Source organism: Pseudomonas kitaguniensis (assembly GCF_009296165.1).
Classification (GTDB): domain Bacteria; phylum Pseudomonadota; class Gammaproteobacteria; order Pseudomonadales; family Pseudomonadaceae; genus Aquipseudomonas; species Aquipseudomonas kitaguniensis.
Map to the genome: position 1 here is coordinate 20851 of NZ_VUAZ01000039.1, position 25982 is coordinate 46832.

A 25982-nucleotide genomic window follows, 5' to 3' on the forward strand; every position below is an offset into this window, starting at 1 on the left:
TGTCGAGGTCGCCGGAAAAAATCAATAGCCAGCGGATAACCAGTGGCTTATGCCCCATCACCGTGCAAGGTGGCGAGGACTTTACGAGCACCGCCATGATCACGGTGCTCGCCCAGATAAACACCTTGCCAGGTCCCCATAGCCAAGCGGCCAGCATTGACCGGCAAACTCAGCTGGCAGCCCAGGAGACTGGCCTTGAAGTGCGCCGGCAGGTCATCCGGCCCTTCGTCGTTGTGTTCATATCCCGCCGTACCTTGAGGCACCAGCGCATTGAAAAAACGTTCGAAGTCACGGCGCACCGCCGGGTCGGCATTCTCGTTGACGGTCAACGAGGCCGATGTGTGCTGTAGCCACAGATGTAACAGGCCCACACGACAAGCCTTCAATTCAGGCAAGCCAGCGAGCAATTCGTCCGTCACCAAGTGAAAGCCCCGGGGCTTGGCCCGCAGGGTTATCAGAGTCTGTTGCCACATACAGTTCTCCGCCCATCGGCGCGCATTCTAGCGCGCTCTGGGAAAAAACAAAGTGCCGAATACGCCTACATGCCTGTAGGACATCTGCACGGTGAAACGTACCGCGTGCGCACCCTCACAAACTTTGCGCAAAAACCGGTACAGCGTCTTATCACTGACAAACGCCAGGCAAAAAAATGCCCGGCAAGCCGGGCATCTTTTTTTCGCACGCTTACAAGTTGTAACCGCGTTCGTTGTGTTGCGCCAGATCGAGGCCAACGGCCTCTTCTTCCTCGGCAACCCGCAGGCCCATGACCGCATCCAGCACCTTAAGGATGATGAAGGTCACGATGGCCGTGTAGATCACGGTGAAACCAACGCCTTTGCACTGGACCCAGACTTGCGCCGCGATGTCGGTCGTCGCGGCGTTGAAGCCACCCATGGCCGGTGCAGCGAACACACCGGTGAGGATCGCGCCGAGGATACCGCCGATACCGTGCACGCCGAAGGCGTCCAGGGAGTCGTCGTAACCGAGTTTGCGTTTCAGCGTAGTGGCGCAGAAGAAGCACACCACGCCCGCCGCCAGGCCGATAACCAGCGCGCCCATCGGGCCCACGGTGCCGGCAGCCGGAGTGATTGCCACAAGGCCTGCCACCACACCCGAGGCGATGCCCAGTGCGCTTGGCTTACCGTGGGTGACCCACTCGGCGAACATCCAGCCCAGCGCCGCAGCAGCGGTAGCGATCTGAGTCACCAGCATTGCCATACCGGCAGTGCCGTTGGCCGCAGCAGCGGAACCTGCGTTGAAACCGAACCAGCCAACCCACAGCATGGCCGCACCGACCAGGGTGTAACCCAGGTTGTGAGGCGCCATTGGGGTGGTCGGGAAACCTTTACGCTTGCCGAGTACCAGGCATGCCACCAGGCCGGCAACACCGGCGTTGATGTGCACCACGGTGCCGCCTGCGAAATCCAGCACGCCCCAGTCGCCCAACAACGACCCCGGACCGCCCCACACCATGTGCGCAATTGGCGCGTACACCAGGGTGAACCAGACGCCCATGAAGATCAGCATCGCAGAGAACTTCATACGCTCGGCAAAAGCACCGACGATCAGCGCAGGCGTAATGATGGCGAACGTCATCTGGAAGGTGACGAATACCGCCTCAGGGAACAGCGCCGCAGGGCCGGTGATGCTCGCCGGGGTGACACCCGACAGGAACAGTTTGGACAGGCCGCCCACGAACGAGTTGAAGTTAACGACGCCTGCTTCCATACCGGTCGTGTCGAACGCCATGCTGTAGCCGTAAACGAACCACAGAATGCTGATCAGACCGGTGATGGCGAAGCACTGCATCATCACCGAAAGAATGTTTTTGGAGCGAACCATGCCGCCGTAAAACAGCGCAGGCCTGGAATAGTCATGAACAGCACCAACGCGGTGGATGTCAGCATCCATGCGGTGTCGCCGGAATTGAGGACTGGAGCTGGGGCTGGGTCCGCCGCCAATGCCAAGGCCGGCATTACGAGGGACAACAGGGCTCCGAGCCCTGCGAATTTACGCAGAGTCATAGTGTTTTCTCCTGGGGCGTTGGGGTTTGGCGGCTTAGATTGCGTCGGTATCGGTTTCGCCGGTACGGATGCGAATCGCCTGTTCCAGATTGACCACGAAAATCTTGCCGTCACCGATTTTGCCGGTGTTGGCCGCCTTGGTTATCGCCTCGATAACACGGTCAAGATCCTTGTCGTCAATGGCGACATCAATCTTCACCTTAGGCAGGAAATCCACCACGTATTCCGCGCCACGGTACAGCTCGGTGTGACCCTTCTGCCGACCGAAGCCCTTGACCTCGGTAACGGTAATGCCCTGCACGCCGATCTCGGACAACGACTCGCGTACATCGTCCAACTTGAACGGCTTGATGATGGCAGTGACTAGCTTCATGAAAACTCTCTCCCGAATTGGTGGACTTGCCCCAGGAAAACAAACCCGTCTCAAGTCTAAGCGCAGCGCCTGGCTTTGTAACGCGTCGTCGCCTCGGCATATGCCTTTGCGACGCCAGCGAACCACTGGTGACGAAACCTGTACCCCTGATCCGTCGGCGCACTGCATTCGTCACAGCGACTGCATCAGTGCATGGGTCATGATCGTCTAAGCAGAAACCTTGCCAGCTCCGTAAAAACCACTGAAATCAGTTCGTTGCCCGGTTATGCGTGCCTGCACGGCGGTTTGGCGACTGCAATGCGCACAATAACGGTGCGCCACTGCCCGCCCCTCTGCGCGAAAAACGTGCATCCAACACGGTAAAAAGACTATAGACGCTGCGTGATACACTGCCCGCCAACAGTATTCCGGAATATGTCCCATGCTCGCGCCCAAAGACCTCCTCGACGCCCTGAGCGGCCACGCCTCTCGCCTGTTCAGCGGCGACACCGCGCTGCCCCGCACTGAAATCGAAAGCCAGTTCAAGGCATTGCTGCAGAGCGGTTTCAGCAAACTCGACCTGGTGAGCCGCGAAGAGTTTGATAGCCAAATGGTAGTGCTGGCCCGCACCCGTGCGCGGCTGGAAAGCCTGGAAGCGAAAGTCGCAGAACTGGAAGCACGCTTGACGCCAGTGGCGCCTGAATAAACCCGGCTTGGGGGGGCTGGCTTGCGACCCGCCCCTGGATACGTTCTGTAAAACCTCTCCCACCGCGCTCTTCCCCACCTCGTCTACCCTTGAAAAACCCGCAGGAAGCGGCCCTCCCTTCAAGGAACACGCATGTCCCTCGCCATCGTCCACAGCCGCGCCCAAGTTGGCGTGGAAGCGCCTGCCGTCACCGTTGAGGTGCACATGGCCAATGGTCTGCCATCGCTGACGCTGGTCGGCCTGCCCGAAACCGCCGTCAGGGAAAGCAAGGACCGCGTGCGCAGCGCCATTCTCAACTCCGCGCTGCAATACCCGGCGCGGCGCATCACGCTCAACCTGGCGCCCGCCGACCTGCCCAAGGACGGCGGGCGTTTTGATTTGGCGATTGCCTTGGGCATATTGGCGGCCAGTGTGCAGGTGCCGGCGTTGATGCTTGATGAGGTGGAATGCCTGGGCGAATTGGCGCTGTCCGGTGCGGTACGCGCGGTAAAGGGCGTGTTACCGGCCGCGCTGGCGGTGCGCGCGGCTGGACGCACCTTGATAGTGCCTCGCGCGAACGCCGAGGAAGCGTGCCTGGCCTCAGGGCTCAAGGTGATTGCCGTGGATCACTTGCTGCAAGTGGTGGCGCACCTGAATGGGGTTGTGCCGATTGAGCCCTTCAAGTCCGACGGTTTGTTGTACCTGAACAAACCCTATCCCGACTTGAACGAAGTGCAGGGTCAATTGGCGGCGAAACGCGCGTTGCTGATCGCGGCCGCGGGCGCACATAACCTGCTGTTCAGCGGGCCACCCGGCACTGGCAAAACCTTGCTGGCCAGCCGCCTGCCCGGTTTGTTGCCGCCGTTGAGTGAACAGGAAGCGCTGGAGGTGGCGGCGATTCAGTCGGTGGTCAGCCTCGCGCCGCTGAGCCATTGGCCACACCGCCCGTTTCGCCAGCCACACCACTCGGCCTCTGCGGCGGCACTGGTCGGCGGTGGGTCAAAACCACAACCCGGGGAAATCACCCTCGCCCACCACGGCGTACTGTTTCTGGATGAACTTCCCGAATTTGATCGCAAGGTCCTGGAAGTGCTGCGCGAACCGCTCGAATCGGGCCATATCGTGATTTCGCGCGCGCGGGACCGGGTGAATTTCCCGGCACGTTTTCAATTGGTCGCGGCGATGAACCCCTGCCCTTGCGGTTATGTAGGCGAAACCAGCGGGCGCTGTCGCTGCACGCCGGAACAGATCCAGCGCTACCGCAACAAACTTTCGGGGCCGTTGCTCGACCGCATCGACCTGCACGTAACTGTGGCCCGCGAAAGCACTGCCCTTAACCCGTGCAAACAGGCCGGCGATGATACGGCCAGCGCATCGGCGCTGGTCGCTCAGGCACGCGAGTGTCAGCAACAGCGCCAAGGCTGCGCCAACGCGTTCCTTGATCTTGCGGGGCTGCGCCAGCATTGCGCGCTGTCAAAGGTCGATGAGGGCTGGCTGGAAAGCGCCTGCGAACGGCTGACCTTGTCCCTGCGTGCGGCCCACCGGCTGCTTAAAGTCGCACGCACCCTGGCGGACCTGGAACAGGTGAGTGCGATCCGCCGCGAGCACCTGGCCGAGGCACTGCAATATCGACCGACAAGCCCTTCTATATAAGGCCAGCACGCGTGCATCCAAAAGCATAGTTTGGCGCAGAGCATTGTCACGTTGACGGCGGCATCAAATTGACATTAAGGTCGCCATCTAAATCAGGGAGCGGTTACAGGCATTACGCCTGTCATTGTGCGCACATGAGCATATGGAGTCTGGATGCGCGGGGCATTGTTACGCAGTGGTAAAAGCGGGTCTTACACAGCCCTGGGCGAAACCGGTCAACCGGTATATCGTGCGGCGCTGCAGTTGCGCGAAGCGATTCGTCGCAAAGACCCGGAACTGGTCAAGCACCTGGCCGTTCCGCAGAGTGACGAACTCGGCAACCAGATCGACTGGTACAGCGATATAGACGGCGACGTCATTCCCTGGAGCAGCGCGACCGAAGAAGAGCGTGCGCCCGCACGCGAACAGCTCGAACGACTGAAAACCTCCCTGCAGGAACTCAGCCAGCGTTTTATTGGCCCGGAAGGCGATACCAATACCGGCGATAAAGCGGTGTTTGGCAAGTTGCTCAAGCGCGTGATTCACTTCCCCGACGAAAACTTCGTGTACCTGGTGCAGGGCAAACCGGTGCTGACCTTTTGGGGGTTCGAGCATGCACAGGCCGACGCCAATCGCGATCCGCTCATGTGCCTTTACCCGAAACCAGCGGCGCCGCTGGATTTTCAATTGCCACCCGAGCCGACGCCTGTCGCCACGCCGTTGCCGCCGGTGATCGTGCGCCCTTGGTGGCGCCGCTGGTGGTGGTTATGGCTGCTGCCATTATTGTTGCTTCTGCTACTGCTGCTCAGTCTGCGCGGCTGCATTCCCGGCGTGGTGCTGACAGTGCCGGGCATCACCTCGACTGAACGTGAAACACCCGACGTTATAGGCCAAGTGCCCGTTGTGACTGGCGTGAACGGCACTGCAACCGTTGGCAGCGGCGTTCCCGTGAATGGCGCTGTCGAGGTTCCGGCCGCCAGTGGCGAGGCCGCCGCAAACGCCGACGAACCCGGCGCCGAAGCCGAAGCCGCCGACGAACCGCCAGCCCAAGCACCGGAGCCTGCCGCCGAAGCGCCAAAAACGCCAGACGCGACGCCGCCAACACCGCCTGAAACCCCGCAAGCACCCGCCCCGCAACCGCCCGCCGGCGCTGCGCTGAGCATTCCGCCGACAGCAGCCGACGGCGCCGCCGACTTTCTCAATGGCCAGTACCGCGCCGGTGCCGGCATTCAAGACCGCAAGACCGGCAAGCCACTGCGCCTTGAATACGCGTTCAAGGACGGCAAAGGTGAAGTCACCGTGCACCGCGCCAATGGCGTCAACTGCACCGGGCCGGTGTCGGCAGCAATGAAAGGCGGCAGCCTGTCGATCGCGAGCCAAGGCCAGGCGGTGTGCGGCGACGGCAGTACGTACGACATGCCAAAGGTCGATTGTCGGCAGGGCGCGACCAGTATCGCGGACTGCACCGGCGGTTATGGAACTGAAAAATTCCCTATGTCCATGCGGCAGACGGGCGAATAAGACTGGAAAAATCTCCAATGCTGCCTGAAGTCACGCAATTCGAAGACACCGTCACGCTCGTCAGTGACACCGGTATCCAGTTCATGGATTTCGCGCTGCGCCTGGACGCCCGCAAGGAGCCGGCTGGCGAGTTCGCGCCGTTGAATATTGGCATCTGCCGCTTGCTGTACAACGAAGAGAAAGACTTCTACTTCTATGAGCCGGCGCCAGGGAAGATCGAAAAAGCCAAGCCGGTGTTCAGTCTCGACATGAAAAGCAGCCTGGAGCTGCTGGACGGCATCTGGTTGCCGATTCCGTTTTTCCGGTTCATGCCGCCCTACCGTTTCGACAGCGGCCCGGTGAACTGGTCGCGCATGCGCCTGGTCAAGCTGCCCGCCGCGGACATCGACGGCAACACGCACCGTCTGACCCTGGCGTTCGACAGCCGCATCATGCAAAAGCGCAGCGGCACCGCTTACCTGGCACCGAACGAAGAAGACGTCAGCTCTGGCGTGGCCTTCAAGCTCGCGGTCAATTCGGCCGAGCTGCAAGAATTCCTCAGCCAGCCGTGGGTCAACGAATGGCTGCAAGAGCTGTTCAACGAAGGCAATGTGCAACGCACGCGCGATGAACTGGACGCCGACCTGCGCGCCCACCATCACTTGGCGCATTACCTCAACGTGTTGAGCCTGCTGGCCAAACCGTCGGCGTCCCAGCAAAGCAACCTCAGGGCCAAGGTCGAGATCCCGGAAATCAAAGTGGTCGCCAATGACCCCAATGGCTTGGTCAAACCGATCCTGGTCGACCTGGTGCTGGACGTCGGCAACTCGCGCACCTGCGGCATTCTGATCGAAAATCACGGCCAGGCCGGTTCCGGGCTCAAGCAAAACTACGTGCTGGAACTGCGCGACCTGATCACCCCGGAACACACCTACAACGAGCCCTTTGAGAGCCGTGTCGAATTTGCCCAGGCGTATTTCGGCAAAGACCACTGCTCGGTCAAAAGTGGCCGTCACGATGCGTTCCAGTGGGCGACTATTGCGCGGGTCGGCAGTGAGGCCGGGCGTCTGGCCAGCCGTCGTCGCGGCACCGAAGGCTCCACCGGCCTGTCGAGCCCCAAACGCTACCTGTGGGATGAAAACGCCTACGGCCACGGCTGGCGTTTCAACGCGGCTTACGTAAAAACCGACAATGAACCTTATGCCACTGCCGCGCCGTTTTCGCACCTGATCAACGAAACCGGCGAAGCGCTTTACAGCCTCGACGAAGACGACCGTTTGCCGGTATTCATGCCGCGCTACTCACGCAGCTCGTTGATGACCTTCATGCTCGCCGAAGTGGTTGCGCAGGCGCTGTCGCAAATCAACAGCCCGGCGCAACGCTCACGTCAGGGCCACACGCGCAAACCGCGTCAGCTCAACAGCATCACCCTGACCGTGCCGCCGGGCATGCCTCAGGCCGAGCGCAGCATTCTTAATGAGCGACTGTTGCAAGCCATCGGTCTGGTATGGAAAAGCCTTGGCTGGCATGACAGCGAAGACAGCCCGCATGAAGACGGGCCAACCCCGCCGAGCATGCCAATTCCGAGTATCCGCGTGGAATGGGACGAAGCGTCCTGCGGCCAGTTGGTGTACCTGTACACCGAGGTCAACGAAAACTTCGCCGGCCACCCGGAAGAGTTCTTCGCCACGCTGGCTCGCCCGGACAAAAAAGACCGTGAGCGAATTACCCTCGCAACCATCGACATCGGCGGTGGCACCACAGATTTGGTGATCACCGATTACCGCCTGGACCGCGCCGGCAACAACAGCACCGGCAGCAACGTGCACATCGTGCCGGAGCAACGTTTTCGTGACGGCTTCAAAGTGGCCGGCGATGACATCGTGCTCGATGTGATTCAGGACTTCATCCTGCCTAGCTTCGAAAAAGCCTTGCAGAGTGCCGGCGTCAAATCCGCCGACTCGCTGATGTCGCGGCTGTGCGGCGCCGAAAACATCGACGCCAAAGACGTGATCCTGCGCCAGCAACTCAACCTGCAAGTGTTCACCCCGCTGGCGCTCGCGCTGCTCAAGGAATACGAGCACTACGACCCGCAGACCCAGGTTGAACTCAACACCCGTTCCTACCGCGAACTGCTGGGCGACGACGCCATCAGCCAGTCCGTGCTCGACTACGTGCACAGCGCCGTGCGCCGCGACGTTGGCGCGCAGAACGGGTTTGACCTGTACGCCACGCCGATCAGCTTCGACCTGCAAAAACTCCACGCTGCGTTCCTCAACGATCAGATCAACATCACCAAGATCCTCGGCGCGCTGTGTGAAGTGGTCGCGCATTACCCGTGCGACATGCTGCTACTGACAGGCCGGCCATCGCGCCTGCCGGGCATCCAGGCATTTATTCGCAAGGTCTTGCCGTTGCCGCCAGGGCGCATCCTGGCGCTGCAAAATTACCGCACCGGCGGCTGGTATCCGTTCCACAAGAACGGGCGTATCGACGACCCGAAAAGCACCGCGTCGGTGGGGGCCATGCTCTGCCTGCTGTGCGCCAACCACAGCGTGCCGAACTTCTACTTCCGCGCCTCGGCGCTCAAGCCGTACTCGACCGTCAAGCACATCGGCACCATCGATCAGAACAACGTGATCAAAGACGCCGACGTGCTGTACCGCAACATCGAAACCGAGCCCGAAAACTACAAGATCAAGCTGCCCGTGATCGGCGCCGGTGACGACGCCGACACGCCGCAACTGGAAATGCGCGGCGACCTGCGCCTGGGCTTCCGCCAACTTGCCGCAGAACGCTGGGCGGCCTCGCCGCTGTATACCCTGCGCTTCACCAACGCCGGGCGCGACAAGTTCTCGCGCGCCGTCGGTGAAGACGGTGCGGCGCCATTGCTCAAGGTGCGTTTTGAGGTCAAGGCCGGCGACAAGCACACGCGCAAGCAGGGCTTGGTCAGCGACCGGCTGGTGGTGCAAGGCATCGAATCCAATAGCAGCAATGTCAGCTTCAACCCGCGCAGCGACCTCGAACTGGAACTCAACACCATGCTCGACGCCGGCCTGAGCGAGACCAAATACTGGCTCGACAGTGGAAGTGTGAAACGCAAATGAATGACCTGACCCCAGAGCAAATCCAACTGTCTGCCAGTTGGGCCGCTGTTTATGAAGGTGCCGGTCAGGCGCTGGAATGGATCAGCCAGACCCGCGTCAACGCTCCGCGCCTGGACAGCGAGGCGGACAACCTCAATGTGCGCCTGCACCGTGCGCGCAACCTGGCCCACAGCTTGGGCCGCGTGGCGACCACGCCGATGACGATTGGCTTTTTCGGCCTGTCGCAGGCCGGCAAGTCGTACTTGATCTCGGCGCTCGCGGCCGGCCAGAACGGCAAGCTCGAAACCCAGTTGGGCGAGCGGCGCCTGGACTTTATCAAGCACATCAACCCGGTCGGCGGCGGCAAGGAAGCCACCGGCCTGGTGACGCGCTTCAGCCGCCGGGCCAAGCCGGGCGAAGACTCGCAGTTCCCGATCGAACTCAAGCTGTTCCGTGAAATCGAGCTGGCGAAGATTCTCGCCAACTCCTGGTTCAAGGACTTCGACCTTGAGCGCATCAATTACCAGATCGACGAAGAGCGCATCCAGCGTGCCCTTCAGCCGTTCGAAGGGCGCGAAAATGCGCCGCTGCAGAAAGGCGTCAGCGCCGACGATATTGTCTCGCTGTGGGATTACATGCGCGAGACCGCACCCAACTCGGTGAAAAAACTCGAGCACGCGTACTGGCCCAAAGTGTTGCAACTGGCGCCACGCCTGAACTTCCAGGAGCGTGCCGAGCTGTTGTCGATTCTGTGGGGCGAGCAGCGCGAGCTGACACGCGCCTACCAACAACTGGCGGGCGCGCTGCACAAGCTTGGCCTGGCCGAAACGGTTTTCGCGCCGCTCGAAGCACTGATCAGCTTCAACGGTGAGGCCTACCACCAGCGCGACAACATCATGAACGTCGACATTCTCGAACGTTTTGGCACGCCGCTGGATTTGCCGATCAATGTGCGACCGCACATTGACGGCCGCTTGCACAGCAGCCAGAGCATCCCGGTCGCACAACTGGCGGCACTCACCGCCGAGATGACCTTCGTGCTGCTTGAGGCGCCGCTCGATGACCTCGTCAATCAGGTCGACCTGCTGGACTTCCCAGGCTATCGCGGGCGCAAAAACCTGCTTGAAATTGCCGACTCCAGCGACCCGCAATCAAGCACCAAGGATAACTCCGTGGCGCAGTTGATTCTGCGCGGCAAGGTTGCCTACCTGTTCGAGCGCTACACCGATACCCAGGAAATGAACGCGCTGGTGGTGTGCACAAGCTCGACCAAGCAAAGTGATGTGAACGACGTAGGCCCGGTGCTCACGCGCTGGATCGACAAAACCCAAGGCCCGACGCCCGCCTCGCGCAGCAAGCGTGAAGCAGGGCTGATCTGGGCCTTGACCATGCTCGACCTGCGTGTGGCCACAGGCCTCAATCAAGAACGCGACCAGGACGACGAAGGCTGGAACGGCATGGTCAAGCTGACCATGCTTGAACGCTTTGGCAGCCTGCCGTGGATGACCGACTGGGCCGGCACGCCGTTCCAGAATACTTACCTGGTGCGCAAGCCACGCATGAATGCCGGGTTTATCCAGCAGGACAAAAACGGCCCGGAAATCGGCATCAACCCCGACAATCAGGTGCGCATCGACAGCCTCGGCGAAAGCTTCGCCAAAAACGCACTGGTTGGGCGGCACATCAAAAACCCGGGCAAGGCCTGGACCGAAATGCTGCGCCTCGACGATGGCGGCATCCGCTATTTCGGCAGCAGCTTCAACGGCGTGGCGAATATCGAGTTCAAGCTGGCGCGCATTCGCGAGCAACTTGAAGAATGCATCGAAAGCCTGACGGTGCATGGCCTGAGCACGTGGTACCACGCCGATGGCGATGGCGCCGCAGCGGCCAAAAAGCTCCAGGCACAGACAATCCTGACCGGCCTGGGCAGGCGTGCCACGGTGCTTGGCGAGTTTATCCACCAACTCGACATGCCCGGCGAGCACATCCGCGACCTGTACCTCAGCGGCGTGTATGAAGACGCCGACGCCACCACTGCGGATGAAAGCCAGCCGGTCGCCGCTGCGCCAAGCAACAGCCTGTACAGCGACAGCGCCGGGTTCGACTTCGACTTCAGCGACAGTTTCAACGACGACGCACCCGCCGCCAGCAGCGCGCCCAGCGCGGCGCCGGTGCCGGAGCTGCAAAGCAACGAACACCGCTTTGCCAAGGCCGCCTTTAAAGCCTGGATCGCGCATTTACGCGAGCTGACCACGCGCCAGAACCTGATGAGCCTGCTGGGTCTTGAGCGCTCGCTGATCGAAGCGGTGGTCGACGAGTTGATTACCGCAGGTTACCGCTACGACCTGCCGGGCCAACTCAGCCGCGCCGTGCTCAAGCGCGCTCAGAGTGGTGCGCGTCGCGACCAGTTGGTGGAGCGCCAAGTGCTGGAAGTGCAACTGGTGCTGCGCGACTTCGTGTCGTGGTTCGGCTACCTGCAGAAGCCTGTCAGCGAGCGGCCAAACAGCCGCGCCGGTGCCAAGGCGCCGCTGTTTTCGTTCTACACCGATGTCGCACCGGGCCAACTGCCGCAACTGCCGCCGCAGCCTGCAAACCAGGCGCAGCGGTTCCTCGGCGACTGGCTCTCGGGCCTGGCGTATATCACCGTGGAAAACGCCGGCCATGGCGCCGGGCGCGAAATCACCATTGAACAGAATGAACGGCTGGGCCACGTGCTCACTGCCTTCACAGCGAGATAAGTAATGCCCATTCGTGTAGATCTGCTTGCGTTAGAACCCAATGTGCCGGGTCAGGCGCGGTTGGCGGTGAAAAAATGGAACGGTGCTCAGGAGCAGCTGGAGTTTTCCATCCAGCGCAACCAGGACCACTTTTACCTGCAAGACCGCCAGCAGTGGAGCAACAACCCGTTCTGGTTCAAGGTCAGCCAATTCAACGCCATCGACGATGCGCTGGAAACGCTGGTAGGCCCGGATGTGGTGAACCCGTTGCTGGAAGGCAGCGGCAACTCCAATTTCCAGATCGAGCTGCGCGAACAAGGCTTGGGCCACAGTGACCGCGGCGTCGTGCGCCCGGGGCTGGGCCTGCTGTCGTCGACGGCCGGCGGGCAAACCCGCTCCACGTATGACGCGACCACCCTGCAAGCACCTGAGCCCGAGCCGAAAATTCCCGAGCTGCCGGAGCTGGTGCTGGAGCTGCCACCGGCCGAGCCTGAGCCCGAACCGATTGTGGCCACGCCCGAGCCTGAGCCCGTAGTAGTAGTGGTGCCGCCAAAGCGCAGCAACAAGCTGTTGATCGGCGTGATCATCGCCGTGGTCATCGCGTTGCTGGCTGCTGTGGCGGCCTGGCTGTGGCTGCGCAATTCAACCCCTGCACCGGCGCCCAAAGTGGAACCCGCGCCTGCGGTCGCCGAAGCGCAACCTTGCGATGTCGCCAGCATGAACAGCCAGCCGGAATTGGCCTTCGTGCAAGGCTGCATCAAGGCCGCACCGGCCAGCGCGCAGTTGCTGGAAATTATCGAAGCCGCCAAAGCCAACAAGCATTGCGGTGTAGCCCAGCGCTTGTACGCCAACCGTGCGCAAGGCGGCGACATGTTGATCGCCAATGCGTATGCCCGCGAATACGACCCCAAGTACCTGAAACCCAGCGAATGCTTCCCGAAACCAGACAACGCCACCGCCGCGTACTGGTACGAAACCATTCTTGGCCACGAGCCGGATAACGCCGAAGCCAAACAGCGTTTCGAGGAGTTGCAACCGTGAGCACCCCGACGTTTTTGCAGCGCTGCGCGCTGGGCGCCGCCGCCCTTCTGGCCTTGAGCATCAGCTCGCTGGCGAGTGCCGACGACAAGCCGCTGATCCAGGAAGGCAAAAAAACCCTGTTCCAGCGCGTGCTGACCACCCCCGGCTGCAAAGTCAGCCCCGCCGCAGGTGGCGCGCCCGGTGCGACGCAACCCACCTTCAGCCGCTTCTACGTGTATGAGCGCGCGCAGGCCGCCAATGCCGAATGGCTGAAAGTCGGCCCCGACAGCTATGGCAAAACCATTGGCTGGTTACCGGCGGCGTGTACCACCGACTGGAAAATGCAACTGACCCTGGCCTTCACCAACCCGGCCAACCGTGACCGCTTGCTGTTTTTCAAAGAGCGCGCCACGGTCGAAGGGATTCTTGATGCGCCAGACCCGGTCAGCAAAGTTGCACCGCTGCGCGCAGCACTCAAACAAGGTAAACCGGCGCCCGGCGTACTGGCTGAAGAGCCGGCCTACTTTGTCGACCTGCAAAAGCAGTTCTATTTACTGCCGGTGCTCAGTGGCGAAGAAGTCATGACCGAAGGCGGTTTTCGCACGCGCCTGCTCAACGTCGCCTCGGTCAGCAAGGCCGATGAGGCCGACGCCAAAAATGCCGGCAACGCAGGCAGTACCGACCCGGCTGCAGCCCAAGCCAACGCCAGCAGCCAGTTGAAGGAATTCAGCGCGGCGGTGGTGTTTGTCATCGACTCGACCATCTCGATGGACCCGTACATCGACCGCACCCGTGAGGCGATTCGCAAGGTTTACCAGCAGATCGAAGCGGAGAACCTCGGCAAACAGGTTAAATTCGGCCTGGTCGCGTTCCGCTCCAGCACCAAGGCGGTGCCTGGCCTGGACTACGTGAGCAAAATGTACGCTGACCCGAATCAGGTCAAAGACAGCGCCGACTTCCTCAGCAAAGTCGCCGACCTCAAACAGGCCAAGGTTTCCAGCAGCAGCTTCGATGAAGATGCGTTTGCCGGCGTGATGCACAGCATCGACAAAGTCGACTGGACCCAGTTCGGCGCGCGCTACGTGGTGCTGATCACCGACGCCGGGGCCATTGAGGGCGACAGCAAACTCTCGCAAACCGGCCTCAGCGCGTCACAGGTTCGCCTCGAAGCGGCCAACCCCGGCGTAGCGATTTACACCTTGCACCTGAAAACCCCGGCGGGCATCAAGGACCACAGCAAAGCCGAGGCGCAGTACCAGAACCTCTCGACCTACCCCGGCACCAACACGTCGCTGTACTACCCGGTGAATGCCGGTGACGTGCAAGAGTTCGGGCGCAAGGTCGACTCGCTGGCCGCCGCGATTACCTCGCAGGTAAAAGCCGCCTACTTGGGCGAAGACGCCATCGGCAGTGCCCTGAACGCCAAGGCAGAACCGGGCGACAAGAAGATGCTCGAAGACGCCGCGCTGATCGGCCACGCGATGCAGTTGGCTTATCTCGGCGAGAAGACCAACAGCAAGGCGCCGCCGGTGTTTCAGGCGTGGATCACCGACCGCGACTTGATCAAGCAAAACATCCCGACCACCGATGTACGGGTGTTGCTGACCAAAGCCCAGCTCAGCGATTTGAGCGCAGTGATGAAGCAGATTCTCGACGCCGCCAACGAAGGCCTGATCTCGCCAACCGAGATGTTTGACCGCCTGCGCTCGGTGGCCGCGACCATGGGCGCCGACCCTAACCAGCTCAAGCAAAACAGCAACGCCAAGCTGGCGGACATGGGCGTACTGGGTGAGTACCTCGAAGGCCTGCCGTACCAGAGTGAAGTGTTGAACCTGGATGAAGAAACCTGGAAGAGCTGGGACGGCCTGGCACAGGAGAAATTCATTCGCACGCTGAACACCAAACTTCGCCATTACCAACGTTACAACGCCGACGTCGACCGCTGGGTTGCCCTCGCCAAAGACAGCGACGCTCGGGACAACGTGTACCCGGTGCCGCTGGAAATGATGCCGTAAGCCCATGCCCATTCTTGAGATCGACAACCTGCTGGTGCGCCGAGGCGACGGTGCGCAAGCGCATCAGGTGCGCCTGCCGCGCTTGCAGGTCGGCGCCGGGGAAATTCTCGCGATAACCGGCGAGAGCGGCTGCGGCAAGAGCACCTTGCTCGAAGCCCTCGGCCTGCTGCTGGCGCCAGTAGAACTCGGGCGCTTTCAGCTAAGCCCGCGCGCGCCGAGTGAGCCGCCGCTGGATATAGCCCAATTGCTTGCACACAACGATCAACCGGCGCTGGCCGCTGTGCGGTCGCAGCATTTGGGGTTTATTTTGCAGAGCGGCGGCTTGCTGCCGTTTCTCAGTGTGCGTGACAACATCAGCTTGCCGCGCCAGATGCTCGGCATGCCGCTGCACAGTGCGCACATCGAGCATGCGGTCGAGGTGTTGCGCTTGGGCGGGCTGCTCGACAAACGCCCACAGGCATTGTCGATCGGTGAGCGGCAGCGCGTCGCCTGCGTGCGCGCAATCGCGCATGAACCGCAATTGTTGCTGGCCGACGAACCCACCGCCGCTCTCGACCCACACAGTGCGCGGCGTTTGTTTGAATTGCTGTTGAGTTTGGTGGCAAACCTTGGCTTGAGCGCACTGGTGGTGTCGCATGACTGGGCGCTGCTGAAAGACTTTGGCTTGCCGCGCTTGGGCGCTGTCAGCCGTCAGGGAGAGACGCGGTTTGAACCGATGGATTGACCGGCTGAAATTGCTCGGCAAGCTGGCCCTGGAAGACCTCTGGCACGACCGCAAGGTCTCGCTGTGCATCGCCGCCTCTTTAGTGGCGGTGATCGCGCCGTTGCTGTTGCTGTTCGGCCTCAAGCATGGCGTGGTCAGCCAGTTGCAGGACGAACTGCTGCGCGACCCGCGCAACCTCGAAATCAAAATGCTCAGCAGTGGCAACTATGACAGCGCCTGGATCACGGCCCTGCAACAGCGCCCGGAAACCGGCTTTGCGATTGGCCAAACCCGCACGTTGAACACTCAGGCCGATCTGTTTGTGGGCATGCAGCGGTTTGTCGAGGGCGCCGAGATAATCCCCACCGACGCTGGCGACCCACAACTGGGCGCGGGCTCGCTCGCGCCCAGCGGCCAGCAAGTGATTCTCAGCGACCGCGCGGCGCAACGCCTGCAGGTCAAGGCCGGCGACAGCGTGCGGCTACGCGCCGAGCGCCGGCTTGACGGGCGCAGTGAGCGCGGTGAGTTGAACCTCAGCGTGTTGGCAGTGCTTGATGGCGCGCGCTTCGGGCGTGCCGCAGGTTTTGTGGCGCCGGCGCTGCTGCTGAGCCTCGAACATTTTCGCGACGGTTACCAGGTCAGCGCCTTTGGTGTTGACACCGGCAAACCGCTGGGTGCGCTGCCACCGCTGTATGCGCGCGCCCGCGTGTATGCCCGCGACATCGACCACGTTGCGCCGCTGGAGCGCTGGCTGAATGAGCAACGGATAGAAACGTCGAGCCGGCTGGCCGACATCGATAACGTCAAAGCCATCAACCACGTACTGGGGCTGATCTTCAGCGTGATCGCCCTGGCGGCGTTGATCGGCTGCGTGGCGTCGATGGTCGGCGCGTTCCTGGCCAACATCGACCGCAAGCGCAAGAGCCTCGCGGTGCTGCGCCTGCTGGGGTTCAACCGCCCGGCGGTGGCAGGCTTCGTGGTGCTGCAAGCGTTGTTGCTCAGCCTGGCCGGCTACCTCGGCGGGCTGCTGTTTTATTTCATCGGCAGCCAACTGTTCGACCACTTGCTGGGCAGCAGCCAGGCGACTGGCACGTTTGTGTGCCACATCACTATCGGGCATGGCCTTGCGGCCCTGTTGTTGACCTTTTTGGTCGCGGGGCTGGTGGCCGTTATCGGCGCCGTGCGCGCGATCAGTATCGAACCTGCGGAGAGTTTGCGTGAGCTATAAACGTATTGCCTGGCTATTGCCCCTGAGCCTCAGCCTGGGCTGTGCGCTGGAGGCCTCGGCCGCGGGTTGGGACGAGAAATACTACAACCCGATGCCGGCGGATAACGACGTGGTGCTGCCGATGCCGTGCGACGGCTCGATGGTGTTTCGCAAGGTGTTCATTCCACTCGCGGGGCCGCTCGACGATTACCCGATCAACATTGGCCAGGACGGCGCGGAATACGGTTACGTCGAGCAAACGCGCCCGGCGTTCATTGCCGGCAGTTTTACCGCAGCCAAGGGCGACAAGTCGCGCTACTACCTGCTGGCCAAGTACGAAATGAGCGAGCTGCAATACGCGGCCCTCACCGAAGCGACCTGCCCCACCGCGTCGACCAAACTGCGCTTGCCGCAGGTCTCGATCAGTTGGGTGCAGGCGGTCGAGGCCGCGGATAAGTACAACCTGTGGCTGCGCAAAAACGCCGCCGACAAGTTGCCCAAGGAAGACGGCACGCTGGGCTTCCTGCGCCTGCCCACCGAGACTGAATGGGAGTTCGCCGCGCGCGGTGGCCTGGAAGTCGGCGCCGCAGAATTTCGCGACAGCCGCTACCCGATGCCGGACGGGCTGAACGCCTACGAGTGGTTTGCCGGTGCGCAGTCGTCCAACGGCAAGCTGCAACTGAGCGGGCTGCAAAAGCCCAACCCGCTGGGCCTGCACGACATGCTCGGCAACGCCGACGAAATGATATTCGAGCCGTTTCGCCTGAACAAACTCGACCGTCAACACGGCCAAGCGGGCGGCTACGTGGTGCGCGGCGGCAACTACCTGACCGCCCAGGCCGACCTGCGCACCGCGCAGCGCAAGGAAGAGCCGTATTACAACGCTGACGGCCAGGTGAAAAACAAAACTACCGGGCTGCGTCTGGCGCTGGTGTCGCCAACCCTGACCTCGCGCGAACGCGTAGCGAGCATCGAAAGTAGCTGGAAGAAACTCGGCAACGGCAGCGCTGCGGGCGCCTCAGAAGCGCCGGGCACCGCACAGGCCCTGAGCACATTGGCCTCGGGCGTCGAAGACAAAGCCCTCAAGGAAAAACTCCAGGCGCTGGAAAACCAGTTGCGCGCCAGCAACCAGCAGCAGGAAGAAACCCGCGACCAGGCGATTCGCGCCAGCCTCAACCTCGGTGCCTTCCTGTGCACCAAAATGCTCGATGACGGCCAGTACGTGGACTTTCTGCAAAAGAACTACGCGCTCAATTGCGAAGCCGCCGACAAGGACGCCAGTTGCGACATGCGCAAAGGCAAGCTCGACGAACAGAAAGACCGTCTGCACAAGCTCAGCCGTTACTACGCCAGCAGCCTGGTGGAATCGGGCACCTTGTATGGCCAGCCACTGCTCGAAGCACAGGTGCCGGTGATGGAAGAAATCATCTCGCGCAACAAACAACTGCAAGAACTTAAACCGTACCTGCGCACCCACTGGGCCAACCAGAAGACCTTCCTGCAAAAACAGAAGATCGACACTGAAGCCTGGCTGAAAAGCTGCAAATCCGTCACTCAATAACAAATGGCCAACACCGTTATCAGGAGCAACACCATGTCACGCAGCCTCTGGACTCGTTTCAAGCTACAGATCGCCGTTATCCTCACGGGTAGCCTGTTGCTGGGCGGTTGTGCGAGCACCGGCAGTTCAATGCTCGACGGCGGCAAGACCGACCCGCGCCTGACCCAAGGCACCGACGCGCAGTTTTTCAGCAAGTCCGGCTATCAGGCCTGCGCCGTGGGCGCGGGTATCGGCATCCTCAGTTGCGCGCTGTCCAACAGCAGCAACAAGGCCGTGTGCGCGATAGCGGCCGGCATCGCTACGTGTGGTGTGGCCATGGGCGCCAACTATTACCTGGACCAGCGCCGCAGCGAATACTCCAACACCGGCCAGCGCCTGACCAAGATGAACAATGACGTGCAACTCGACACCCAGAATGTCATCGCGCGTACAGCGACCGCACAGCAAGTGATCAACGATGACCAAACGCGCATCGCCCAGATCAAGCAGGCCATGGCCGTTAAAAAACTCAACACCGCCAAGGCCAAAACCGACCTGGCAGAGATCGACAACAACATCGCGCGCATGCGCAAAGACCTGACCAACATGCGCAGCAAAGCCACCGAGTACGCCAAGGTTGCCCAACAGGAGCGCCAGGACGGTGCTGGCGCGCAGGTCGAGCAAGTGGACGCGAGCATTGCAAAAATGAACCAGAAAGTCGCTGCGCTGCAAAAAGAAGTCGACGGGCTTTACAACCAACGTTCCGCAATCACCCTGGGCTGAGAACTTCACGATGAAGACTGTTAAATACGCGCTCGGGCTGGCAGGCATTTTGGCACTCGCAGGCTGTGCCACACCGCCTGGCAGCTGCGATGCGGGCAACCGTGACAGCAGCATGCTGACCAAAATGAATTGCGATTACTCCGGCGGCTACAGCGACCAGATCAAGCAAAAAGAAGCCGCCCTGACCGCCTCGCGTGAAGAGAACGCGATGTTCCATCAGGTGTACCAAAATATTCAGGCGCAGCAAGCCAACAGCCGCCGTGACCTCGCCACCCAAGAGCAAGCGCAGGCGCAGTTGAACCAGTCGCTGGCGCAATTGCTTGGCACGCTGAAAAAACGCCGCGCCAACCAGGGCGATGTGCAAAAGCAAATCGCTGGCCTTGAGCAGCAATTGCAGGCCAACCAGGCGCAAGCGCCGAGCGGTTCAGCCACGCCCAAGCAATTGGCGGCCAAGCAGGAACAGTTGAAAACCCTGCAGAAAAAGGTCAACCAACTGCAGTTCAGCCTCGGCTACGAAGAGTAAAACGCAGGTTTTGCCACTTTGCAGGCACCTTGCGAGGTGCCTGCTTCATTTTCAGGAGTTGCCTTCATGCAACGGGTCATCAGGGACACGCAAGCCTTCCCGGACGGAACCAGCGCGCTGCAAAACACCCTCGCGCTAATCCAGAAACACCTTCCGCCGGTGGCTGCCAGTCTATTTGCGATCCCGCGCACGGGCGCCGATGACGCAGTCGAGTGGTGGACTGAGCTCGGCGGCCAGCCAACGCCTTACGCCGACCTGGACACAGACAGCCAGCGACGTTTGCTGCAAACCTACCAGCAACGCCAGGACGCGATCAGCCAGCTTGTCGACGCGTTGAAAAAACGCGATCAGCCAAGCGACGCCCACGCGCTGGAGGCGCTGATTGGCGATCCAACCCTGAGCGATCTTTACAGCCTCAACGGCGAGCCGCTGGTGATTCGCTGGCACACGCCACGGCCGCCCAAAGTGCTGCCGCCGCCGGTGATTGCGCCAGCGGCGGTCGCGCCGGTGGCCGCCGCCGTCGCCACCTCCAAAGGCTGGCGCCTGGCTGCGCTGCTGCTCGGTTTGTTGCTGTTGTTACTGCTGCTGCTCGCGCTGTGGGCCTGGTGGTTCTGGCGCCCGGTGACGGTGGTTGAACCGGTGGCCCCGACGCCTATCGTCGAACCCGCGCCTGTGGCCACGCCCGAACCTGAGCCCGAGCCTGCACCCGTGGTGGAGCCTGCGCCAGAACCTGAACCTGAGCCTGAACCAGAGCCAGAACCAGAACCTGCGCCGCCGCCCAAGCCGGTGCCGCCGCCTAAACCGGTGCCGGTTGCCAAACCTGCGCAACCGCCTTCACTGGACAACTACGCCTGCCGCAAGGACGGCCCGGCCGTCGAAACGCCGCAGTTCGTGGTGGTGCTCGACACGTCCGGCTCGATGATGTTGAACATCAACGCGGTGAAGGCCGACGAGGACTGGTTCTTCGGCGACCCAGCCAATCAATACCGCGACACACCCCGTAAACGGCAGATCTTCCAGCCGCCAAACCGCATGGACGTGGCCGCCGATTCGCTGAATGGCATGATCCAGGCGCTGGACCCGAAAATTGATATGCGCCTGATTACCTTCAACGGTTGCGAAAGCACGCCGGACCACGGGGTTTTTCGGCTGGGTGATCGTCCGCGCCTGATGTCCGGCATTCGTCGGCTGATCGGCAACGACGGCACGCCGTTGGCTGCCAGCCTGGAAAAAGCCGCCAGCACCGTGGACGGGCGCAACCGTGATGCGATGATCGTGATGTTTGTTGACGGCGAGGACGGCTGCCAGCGCGATGCCTGCGCGGTGTCACGCAGGATCGCGCAGCAACAGCCGCGCCTGCGGGTCAATGTGGTCAACATTGGGGTGGGCGGCGCCTCGCGCTGCATCGCCGAAAACACCGGCGGGCGCACCTACGCCAGCAGCAACGCGAAAGAGTTGGCGAATGCGCTGAAGCTGGCGACCAAGGAAGTGTCCAGCAGCGCAAATTGCAAATAAGCGCTGCGGTCAATCTCAGCGGAAGCGGTCGACTTCCTGGCGCAGCCCGGCCGCCAGGGTTTCCAATTCCTTGGCGGTAATCGCCAGGTTCGACACCACTTCACGCTGCTCGCTGTTGGCCAGCGCAATGCTTTGCAGGTTGCTACTGAGCACGTTCGCGGTGCTGCTCTGCTCTTGAGTCGCGGTGGTGATGGCGGCAAATTGCTGCCCGGCCGAGCGGCTTTGCTCGTCGATACGGGCCAACGCTGAAGCCACGTCGGCGTTGCGCGACAAGCCTTCCTGCATCAGCACTTTGCCTTGCTCCATGGTGCTGATGGCGTTGCCGGTTTCTTGCTGGATGCTTTGGATCATCACCGAGATTTCGTCGGTGGCCTGGCGGGTGCGCGAGGCCAGGTTACGCACCTCGTCGGCGACCACCGCAAAGCCGCGGCCTTGCTCGCCGGCGCGCGCGGCTTCGATGGCCGCGTTGAGCGCCAGCAGGTTGGTCTGTTCGGCGATGGAGGTGATCACGCCAACAATCCCGCCGATTTCCTGCGAGCGCTGGCCGAGGGTGTTGATCACCGTGGCCGTGCTGTTCAATGCGGCAGCGATATGTTCCAGAGACGATGACGCCTCTTGCATCGAGGTACGGCCAATACGGGTTTGCTGTGCGTTTTCCTGCGCCAGCCGTTCGGTGTTGCCCATGTTATCGGCGATGTTCAGCGAGGTGGCGCTGAACTCTTCTACCGCGCCCGCCATGCTGGTGATTTCACCGGACTGCTGCTCCATGCCGTCATACGCGCCGCCGGACAAACCGGACAACGCCCGGGCACGGCTGTTGACCTCTTCGGCCGCCGTGCGGATATGCGACACCATGGTCGACAGCGCTTCGCCCATCTGGTTGAAGCTGCGCGCCAGTTGGCCGATTTCGTCATGGCTGGACACGTTCAAGCGTGCGCTCAAGTCACCGGCGCCGAGGGCTTCGGCTTGGCGCACGAGGTCACTCAAGGGCTGCAATTTACTGCGCAGCAACCAGACCGCCGCGCCCACCGCGATCAACATCGCCAGCACGCTACCGATCACCAGGCGAATACCGACGGCCCAAGTAACCTCGCGGATTTCGGATTTCGGCATGCTCGCTACCACCGCCCACGGGCCGCCTTCGAACGGCACCGAGACGCTGTAGAAGTCTTCGTTTTTGTCGCTCCAGAAGCGGCCTTCGCCGGGCTTGCTGGCCAAATCGAGCATCAACGGAATCGCCTGGTCGAGTGCCTGCACGCCTGCGGGCGGCACCAGCCAGCGCTTCTGCTCGTCCAACAGCGCCAGGGAACCGGTCTGGCCGATACGGAAGCGCTTGAGGTTGTCGAATTGCACGTTCTGCGCGTTGGTGTAGTCGAAGCCGACAAACAGCACCGCGATCACCTTGCCGGCCGCATCACGTACCGGCGTGTACTGGGTCATGTAGGAGCGGTCGAACAATACCGCGCGGCCCACGTAACTCTGCCCGCCGAGCAGGCGCTGATAAGCCGGGTGCTGGTGGTCGAGGACGGTGCCGATGGCGCGGCTGCCATCCTGTTTGGTCAACGAGGTGCTCACGCGAATAAAGTCTTCGCCGCTGCGCACAAACACCGTGGCCACGCCGCCGGAGGTCTCCTTGAATTCATCGACCTCAGCGAAATCGTTGTTCAGCAGGTTGCTGCCCAGGAACAGGCTCGGGGTCTGTGTGCCGGCCACTGCCACCGGCTGGTCCACGCGCACACTCAAACCTGCGCCGAAGCGCTTTTCAAACAGCCCGCTCAAACGCTGAGTACTCTCGCGCAAGGTGCTGTGGAAGGTATTGAGCTGGTCGGCGAGCAAGCGCGCCTCGCTGGCCAAGTGTTCCTGGCGAATGTCGAGGTTGGCGGAGTCAAGGGAACGCAGCGCGAAAACCGTACTGCCGCTGATAACGACAGCCAGAATAACGGCCAGTGCGAGACCTAATTGTGAGGCGATCCTAGCGCGGGGTTGAGACATGACAGCTCCTGGCCGAGGCCAGGATCATCCTGATCTCATAGCATTACGGCAAATTATCTAGTGAAAAACGTTGGCGCATGGTTGCTCCAACACACCTGCTTCGGCGGGTGCGGGGAATACTTGAGCGATTCAGGGGGGCATAACGCATGCGATTACACCAGAAATTAGAAAAAGTTCAATCCAGACGATCAACGCGGGGCAATTCCATGGCGTTAACCTCACCCTGAAGAAACTCCGCCAACCGCCGTAAACGCTCACCGCCAGGGCGGGTTTTTGGCCACACCAGGTAGTAATTCTCGCCACTCGCCACGGCGGTCGGCCACGGCAGGCTTAATCTGCCTTGGGCCACGTCTTCGGCCACCATCAACAGGTCGCCCATGGACACGCCGTAACCGCGCGCGGCGGCAATCATGCCCAGCTCAAGGGTGTCGAACACCTGCCCGCCCTTGAGCGACACGTGAGACGAAAGCCCCATGCGCTGCAGCCAATTGCGCCAATCGCGGCGGTCGGGCGTCGGGTGTAACAATTCGGCAGTCGCCAGCCGCGCGGCATCCCACGGCCCGTCACTGAGCAGGTTCGGCGCCCCGACCGGTATCAACAGTTCGGGGAACAGGTAGCAGGCTTCCCAGTCCGCCGGGAAATGCCCGTAGCTGAGCAGCACGGCGCAATCGAACGGTTCCTGATTAAAGTCCACTTCATCCACGCTCATCCACGCGCTGGTGAGTTGCACTTCATTGCCTGGCTGCAAGGCACGGAAGCGACTGAGCCGCGCCAGCAACCAACGCATGGTCAGGGTCGACGGCGCCTTCATGCGCAGGATGTGGTCCTCGGTGTTCAGGGTATCGCAGGCCCGCTCCAGCGCCGCGAAGCCTTCGCGCACACCGGGCAACAGCAAGCGCGCCGCTTCGGTGAGTTGCAAGTTGCGGCCGCTGCGCTGAAACAGGCGGCAGGCGAAGTGTTCTTCGAGCGTGCGGATATGTCGGCTGACCGCACTTTGCGTGATCGACAGTTCCGCCGCCGCGCGGGTGAACGAGTTGTGCCGTGACGCCGCTTCAAACGCGCGCAAGGCATACAGCGGAGGGAGACGGCGGGGCATAAAAGCCTCCTGACAGAGCAATAACCAACCCTACCAGAATTATCAGGCATGAGTTTTAGTCATGCGAACGATCGCTTTTATCCTTTTGTGTAATGCGTCAGGAGCGCCGAGAATCAAGCCTTCCTAAACCTTCTGACTTTTTGAGCGTGATGAACATGCAGCATCCGGTGCGTACCGAACTCTGGGCCATTCTGCGGCTGTCGGGGCCGTTGATTGCCTCACAGTTGGCGCACATGCTGATGGTGCTGACTGACACGCTGATGATGGCCCGCCTGAGCCCCGAAGCCTTGGCGGGCGGCGGCTTGGGCGCGGCGAGTTATTCGTTCGTGGCGATTTTTTGCATCGGCGTGATCGCGGCCGTTGGCACGCTGGTGGCGATTCGTCATGGCGCTGGCGACATTCAAGCCGCGACGCGCCTGACCCAAGCCGGGCTGTGGCTGGCCTGGCTGATGGCGATTGGCGCCGCGCTATTGCTGTGGAACCTCAAGCCCGTGCTGCTGATGTTTGGCCAGACCGAAACCAACGTGCACGCGGCGGGGCAATTTCTGACGATTTTGCCATTCGCCCTGCCCGGCTACCTGACCTTCATGGCGTTGCGCGGGTTTACCAGCGCTATCGGCAAGGCCACACCGGTGATGGTGATCAGCCTGTGCGGCACGGTGCTCAACTACTTGCTCAACCATGCGCTGATCGAAGGCATGTTCGGCCTGCCCAAACTGGGTTTGATGGGCATTGGCCTGGTCACGGCGATTGTCGCCAACTGCATGGCCCTGGCGCTGATGTGGTACATCCGCATTGACCGCGCTTACGCGGCCTACCCGCTCGGCAAAGGCCTGTTGCGCCTCAATACGCACTATTTGCGCGAGCTGTGGCGGCTGGGCCTGCCGATTGGTGGCACCTACGCGGTGGAAGTCGGGTTGTTCGCCTTCGCGGCGCTGTGCATGGGCACCATGGGCAGTACGCAATTGGCCGCGCACCAAATCGCCCTGCAAATTGTCTCGGTGGCGTTCATGGTGCCGGCGGGCATGTCCTACGCAATAACCATGCGCATCGGCCAGCATTACGGCGCCGGGCAATTGCTTCAGGCACGCATGGCCGGACGCGTCGGCATAGGCTTTGGCGCGGTCGTGATGCTGGGGTTTGCGGCGGTGTTTTGGCTGTGTTCCGACGCGCTGATCGGGCTGTTCCTCGACCATAACGATCCGGCCTTTCACGATGTCATCGTGCTCGCCGTGAGCTTGCTGGCCGTCGCGGCCTGGTTTGAACTGTTCGACGGCGTGCAGACCATCGCCATGGGCTGCATTCGCGGGCTGAAAGACGCCAAAACCACCTTCCTGGTGGGCTTGGGCTGTTACTGGCTGATCGGCGCACCCGCCGCGTGGTTGATGGCCTTTACCTTGGGTTGGGGGCCAACCGGCGTGTGGTGGGGCCTGGCGCTGGGCCTGGCCTGCGCGGCCGTCAGCCTGACGTGGGCGTTTGAGGCGAAGATGAAGCGCATGATTCGCCAGGAGCCGGACGTTCGCACTGCATTCCAAACCATGCAACCTGACTAATAGGATGGGCTCGGTCAATGTGGTAGCTGGCTTGCCTGC

The 25982-nt window shown here is 61.6% G+C and carries 18 protein-coding genes and 1 pseudogene; 14 read left to right on the forward strand and 5 right to left on the reverse strand.

The annotated features are described in order from the left end of the window. Nucleotides 1-47: 47 nt before the first annotated feature. The 3 genes and pseudogenes from F0169_RS07555 to glnK all read right to left on the reverse strand — a co-directional run bounded on the left by F0169_RS07555 (nucleotide 48) and on the right by glnK (nucleotide 2397). Complete coding sequence (locus F0169_RS07555; RefSeq protein WP_099234959.1) at nucleotides 48-473, reverse strand: secondary thiamine-phosphate synthase enzyme YjbQ; 426 nt, start codon at nucleotides 471-473, stop codon at nucleotides 48-50. Nucleotides 474-684: 211 nt separating this feature from the next. Further along, nucleotides 685-2024 (reverse strand): annotated as a pseudogene (locus F0169_RS07560) (ammonium transporter). A gap of 34 nt (nucleotides 2025-2058) precedes the next feature. Next, on the reverse strand, nucleotides 2059-2397 hold the full coding sequence (gene glnK, locus F0169_RS07565; protein ID WP_002555808.1) for a P-II family nitrogen regulator: 339 nt from the start codon (nucleotides 2395-2397) through the stop codon (nucleotides 2059-2061). 421 nt (nucleotides 2398-2818) lie between these two features. Between glnK and F0169_RS07570 the strand changes: the two genes are divergently transcribed. From F0169_RS07570 to F0169_RS07630, 13 genes are all read left to right on the forward strand, one after another. Next, complete coding sequence (locus F0169_RS07570) at nucleotides 2819-3082, forward strand: accessory factor UbiK family protein (protein ID WP_058413816.1); 264 nt, start codon at nucleotides 2819-2821, stop codon at nucleotides 3080-3082. Nucleotides 3083-3214: 132 nt separating this feature from the next. Further along, nucleotides 3215-4714 carry a YifB family Mg chelatase-like AAA ATPase gene (locus F0169_RS07575; protein ID WP_152746148.1) on the forward strand — a complete coding sequence of 500 codons (1500 nt, stop codon included), beginning with the start codon at nucleotides 3215-3217 and terminating at the stop codon, nucleotides 4712-4714. A gap of 153 nt (nucleotides 4715-4867) precedes the next feature. After that, complete coding sequence (locus F0169_RS07580) at nucleotides 4868-6214, forward strand: SrfA family protein (RefSeq protein WP_152746149.1); 1347 nt, start codon at nucleotides 4868-4870, stop codon at nucleotides 6212-6214. 17 nt (nucleotides 6215-6231) lie between these two features. Continuing rightward, nucleotides 6232-9300 carry a virulence factor SrfB gene (locus F0169_RS07585; protein WP_152746150.1) on the forward strand — a complete coding sequence of 1023 codons (3069 nt, stop codon included), beginning with the start codon at nucleotides 6232-6234 and terminating at the stop codon, nucleotides 9298-9300. Then, the gene (locus tag F0169_RS07590) at nucleotides 9297-12017 is read left to right on the forward strand and encodes a putative virulence factor (RefSeq protein ID WP_152746151.1); all 2721 of its coding nucleotides are present in this window, start codon (nucleotides 9297-9299) and stop codon (nucleotides 12015-12017) included. The genes F0169_RS07585 and F0169_RS07590 overlap by 4 nt, the downstream gene beginning before the upstream one ends. A 3-nt stretch (nucleotides 12018-12020) precedes the next feature. Further along, nucleotides 12021-13037 carry a hypothetical protein gene (locus F0169_RS07595; protein WP_152746152.1) on the forward strand — a complete coding sequence of 339 codons (1017 nt, stop codon included), beginning with the start codon at nucleotides 12021-12023 and terminating at the stop codon, nucleotides 13035-13037. Between the two features lie 14 nt (nucleotides 13038-13051). Continuing rightward, nucleotides 13052-15031 (forward strand): vWA domain-containing protein, encoded by a 1980-nt coding sequence (locus F0169_RS07600; protein WP_152746159.1) that lies wholly within the window; start codon nucleotides 13052-13054, stop codon nucleotides 15029-15031. Nucleotides 15032-15041: 10 nt separating this feature from the next. Continuing rightward, on the forward strand, nucleotides 15042-15755 hold the full coding sequence (locus F0169_RS07605; protein ID WP_058413842.1) for an ABC transporter ATP-binding protein: 714 nt from the start codon (nucleotides 15042-15044) through the stop codon (nucleotides 15753-15755). Then, nucleotides 15739-16962 (forward strand): ABC transporter permease, encoded by a 1224-nt coding sequence (locus F0169_RS07610; RefSeq protein WP_152746154.1) that lies wholly within the window; start codon nucleotides 15739-15741, stop codon nucleotides 16960-16962. Before F0169_RS07605 ends, F0169_RS07610 begins: the two co-directional genes overlap by 17 nt. Further along, a complete protein-coding gene (locus F0169_RS07615; RefSeq protein ID WP_122251796.1) occupies nucleotides 16952-18502 on the forward strand; it encodes an SUMF1/EgtB/PvdO family nonheme iron enzyme in 1551 nt (516 codons plus the stop codon). The genes F0169_RS07610 and F0169_RS07615 overlap by 11 nt, the downstream gene beginning before the upstream one ends. 33 nt (nucleotides 18503-18535) lie before the next feature. Further along, nucleotides 18536-19264, forward strand: a complete 729-nt coding sequence (locus F0169_RS07620; RefSeq protein WP_058413824.1) for a hypothetical protein — start codon at nucleotides 18536-18538, stop codon at nucleotides 19262-19264. Nucleotides 19265-19274: 10 nt separating this feature from the next. Then, nucleotides 19275-19787, forward strand: coding sequence for a hypothetical protein (locus F0169_RS07625; RefSeq protein ID WP_099234985.1), 513 nt, complete (start codon nucleotides 19275-19277; stop codon nucleotides 19785-19787). 66 nt (nucleotides 19788-19853) lie between these two features. Then, on the forward strand, nucleotides 19854-21302 hold the full coding sequence (locus F0169_RS07630) for a vWA domain-containing protein (protein ID WP_152746155.1): 1449 nt from the start codon (nucleotides 19854-19856) through the stop codon (nucleotides 21300-21302). A 15-nt stretch (nucleotides 21303-21317) separates the two neighbouring features. Here the strand turns inward: F0169_RS07630 and F0169_RS07635 are convergent, their stop codons facing one another. Further along, nucleotides 21318-23294 carry a methyl-accepting chemotaxis protein gene (locus tag F0169_RS07635; RefSeq protein ID WP_058413827.1) on the reverse strand — a complete coding sequence of 659 codons (1977 nt, stop codon included), beginning with the start codon at nucleotides 23292-23294 and terminating at the stop codon, nucleotides 21318-21320. 175 nt (nucleotides 23295-23469) lie between these two features. Next, a complete protein-coding gene (locus tag F0169_RS07640) occupies nucleotides 23470-24390 on the reverse strand; it encodes a LysR substrate-binding domain-containing protein (protein WP_122251800.1) in 921 nt (306 codons plus the stop codon). Nucleotides 24391-24539: 149 nt separating this feature from the next. Between F0169_RS07640 and F0169_RS07645 the strand changes: the two genes are divergently transcribed. After that, nucleotides 24540-25943, forward strand: coding sequence for a NorM family multidrug efflux MATE transporter (locus F0169_RS07645; RefSeq protein WP_122251801.1), 1404 nt, complete (start codon nucleotides 24540-24542; stop codon nucleotides 25941-25943). The last annotated feature ends 39 nt before the right edge of the window (nucleotides 25944-25982 follow it).

What these genes read in the sequence shown, in the direction of transcription:
- F0169_RS07570 (WP_058413816.1), top strand. Translation starts at nt 2,819, where the DNA reads ATGCTCGCGCCCAAAGACCTCCTCGACGCCCTGAGCGGCCACGCCTCT.
- F0169_RS07630 (WP_152746155.1), top strand. Translation starts at nt 19,854, where the DNA reads ATGCAACGGGTCATCAGGGACACGCAAGCCTTCCCGGACGGAACCAGC.
- F0169_RS07645 (WP_122251801.1), top strand. Translation starts at nt 24,540, where the DNA reads ATGAACATGCAGCATCCGGTGCGTACCGAACTCTGGGCCATTCTGCGG.
- F0169_RS07590 (WP_152746151.1), top strand. Translation starts at nt 9,297, where the DNA reads ATGAATGACCTGACCCCAGAGCAAATCCAACTGTCTGCCAGTTGGGCC.
- F0169_RS07620 (WP_058413824.1), top strand. Translation starts at nt 18,536, where the DNA reads ATGTCACGCAGCCTCTGGACTCGTTTCAAGCTACAGATCGCCGTTATC.
- glnK (WP_002555808.1), bottom strand. Translation starts at nt 2,397, where the DNA reads ATGAAGCTAGTCACTGCCATCATCAAGCCGTTCAAGTTGGACGATGTA.
- F0169_RS07585 (WP_152746150.1), top strand. Translation starts at nt 6,232, where the DNA reads ATGCTGCCTGAAGTCACGCAATTCGAAGACACCGTCACGCTCGTCAGT.
- F0169_RS07625 (WP_099234985.1), top strand. Translation starts at nt 19,275, where the DNA reads ATGAAGACTGTTAAATACGCGCTCGGGCTGGCAGGCATTTTGGCACTC.
- F0169_RS07640 (WP_122251800.1), bottom strand. Translation starts at nt 24,390, where the DNA reads ATGCCCCGCCGTCTCCCTCCGCTGTATGCCTTGCGCGCGTTTGAAGCG.
- F0169_RS07555 (WP_099234959.1), bottom strand. Translation starts at nt 473, where the DNA reads ATGTGGCAACAGACTCTGATAACCCTGCGGGCCAAGCCCCGGGGCTTT.
- F0169_RS07635 (WP_058413827.1), bottom strand. Translation starts at nt 23,294, where the DNA reads ATGTCTCAACCCCGCGCTAGGATCGCCTCACAATTAGGTCTCGCACTG.
- F0169_RS07575 (WP_152746148.1), top strand. Translation starts at nt 3,215, where the DNA reads ATGTCCCTCGCCATCGTCCACAGCCGCGCCCAAGTTGGCGTGGAAGCG.
- F0169_RS07580 (WP_152746149.1), top strand. Translation starts at nt 4,868, where the DNA reads ATGCGCGGGGCATTGTTACGCAGTGGTAAAAGCGGGTCTTACACAGCC.
- F0169_RS07595 (WP_152746152.1), top strand. Translation starts at nt 12,021, where the DNA reads ATGCCCATTCGTGTAGATCTGCTTGCGTTAGAACCCAATGTGCCGGGT.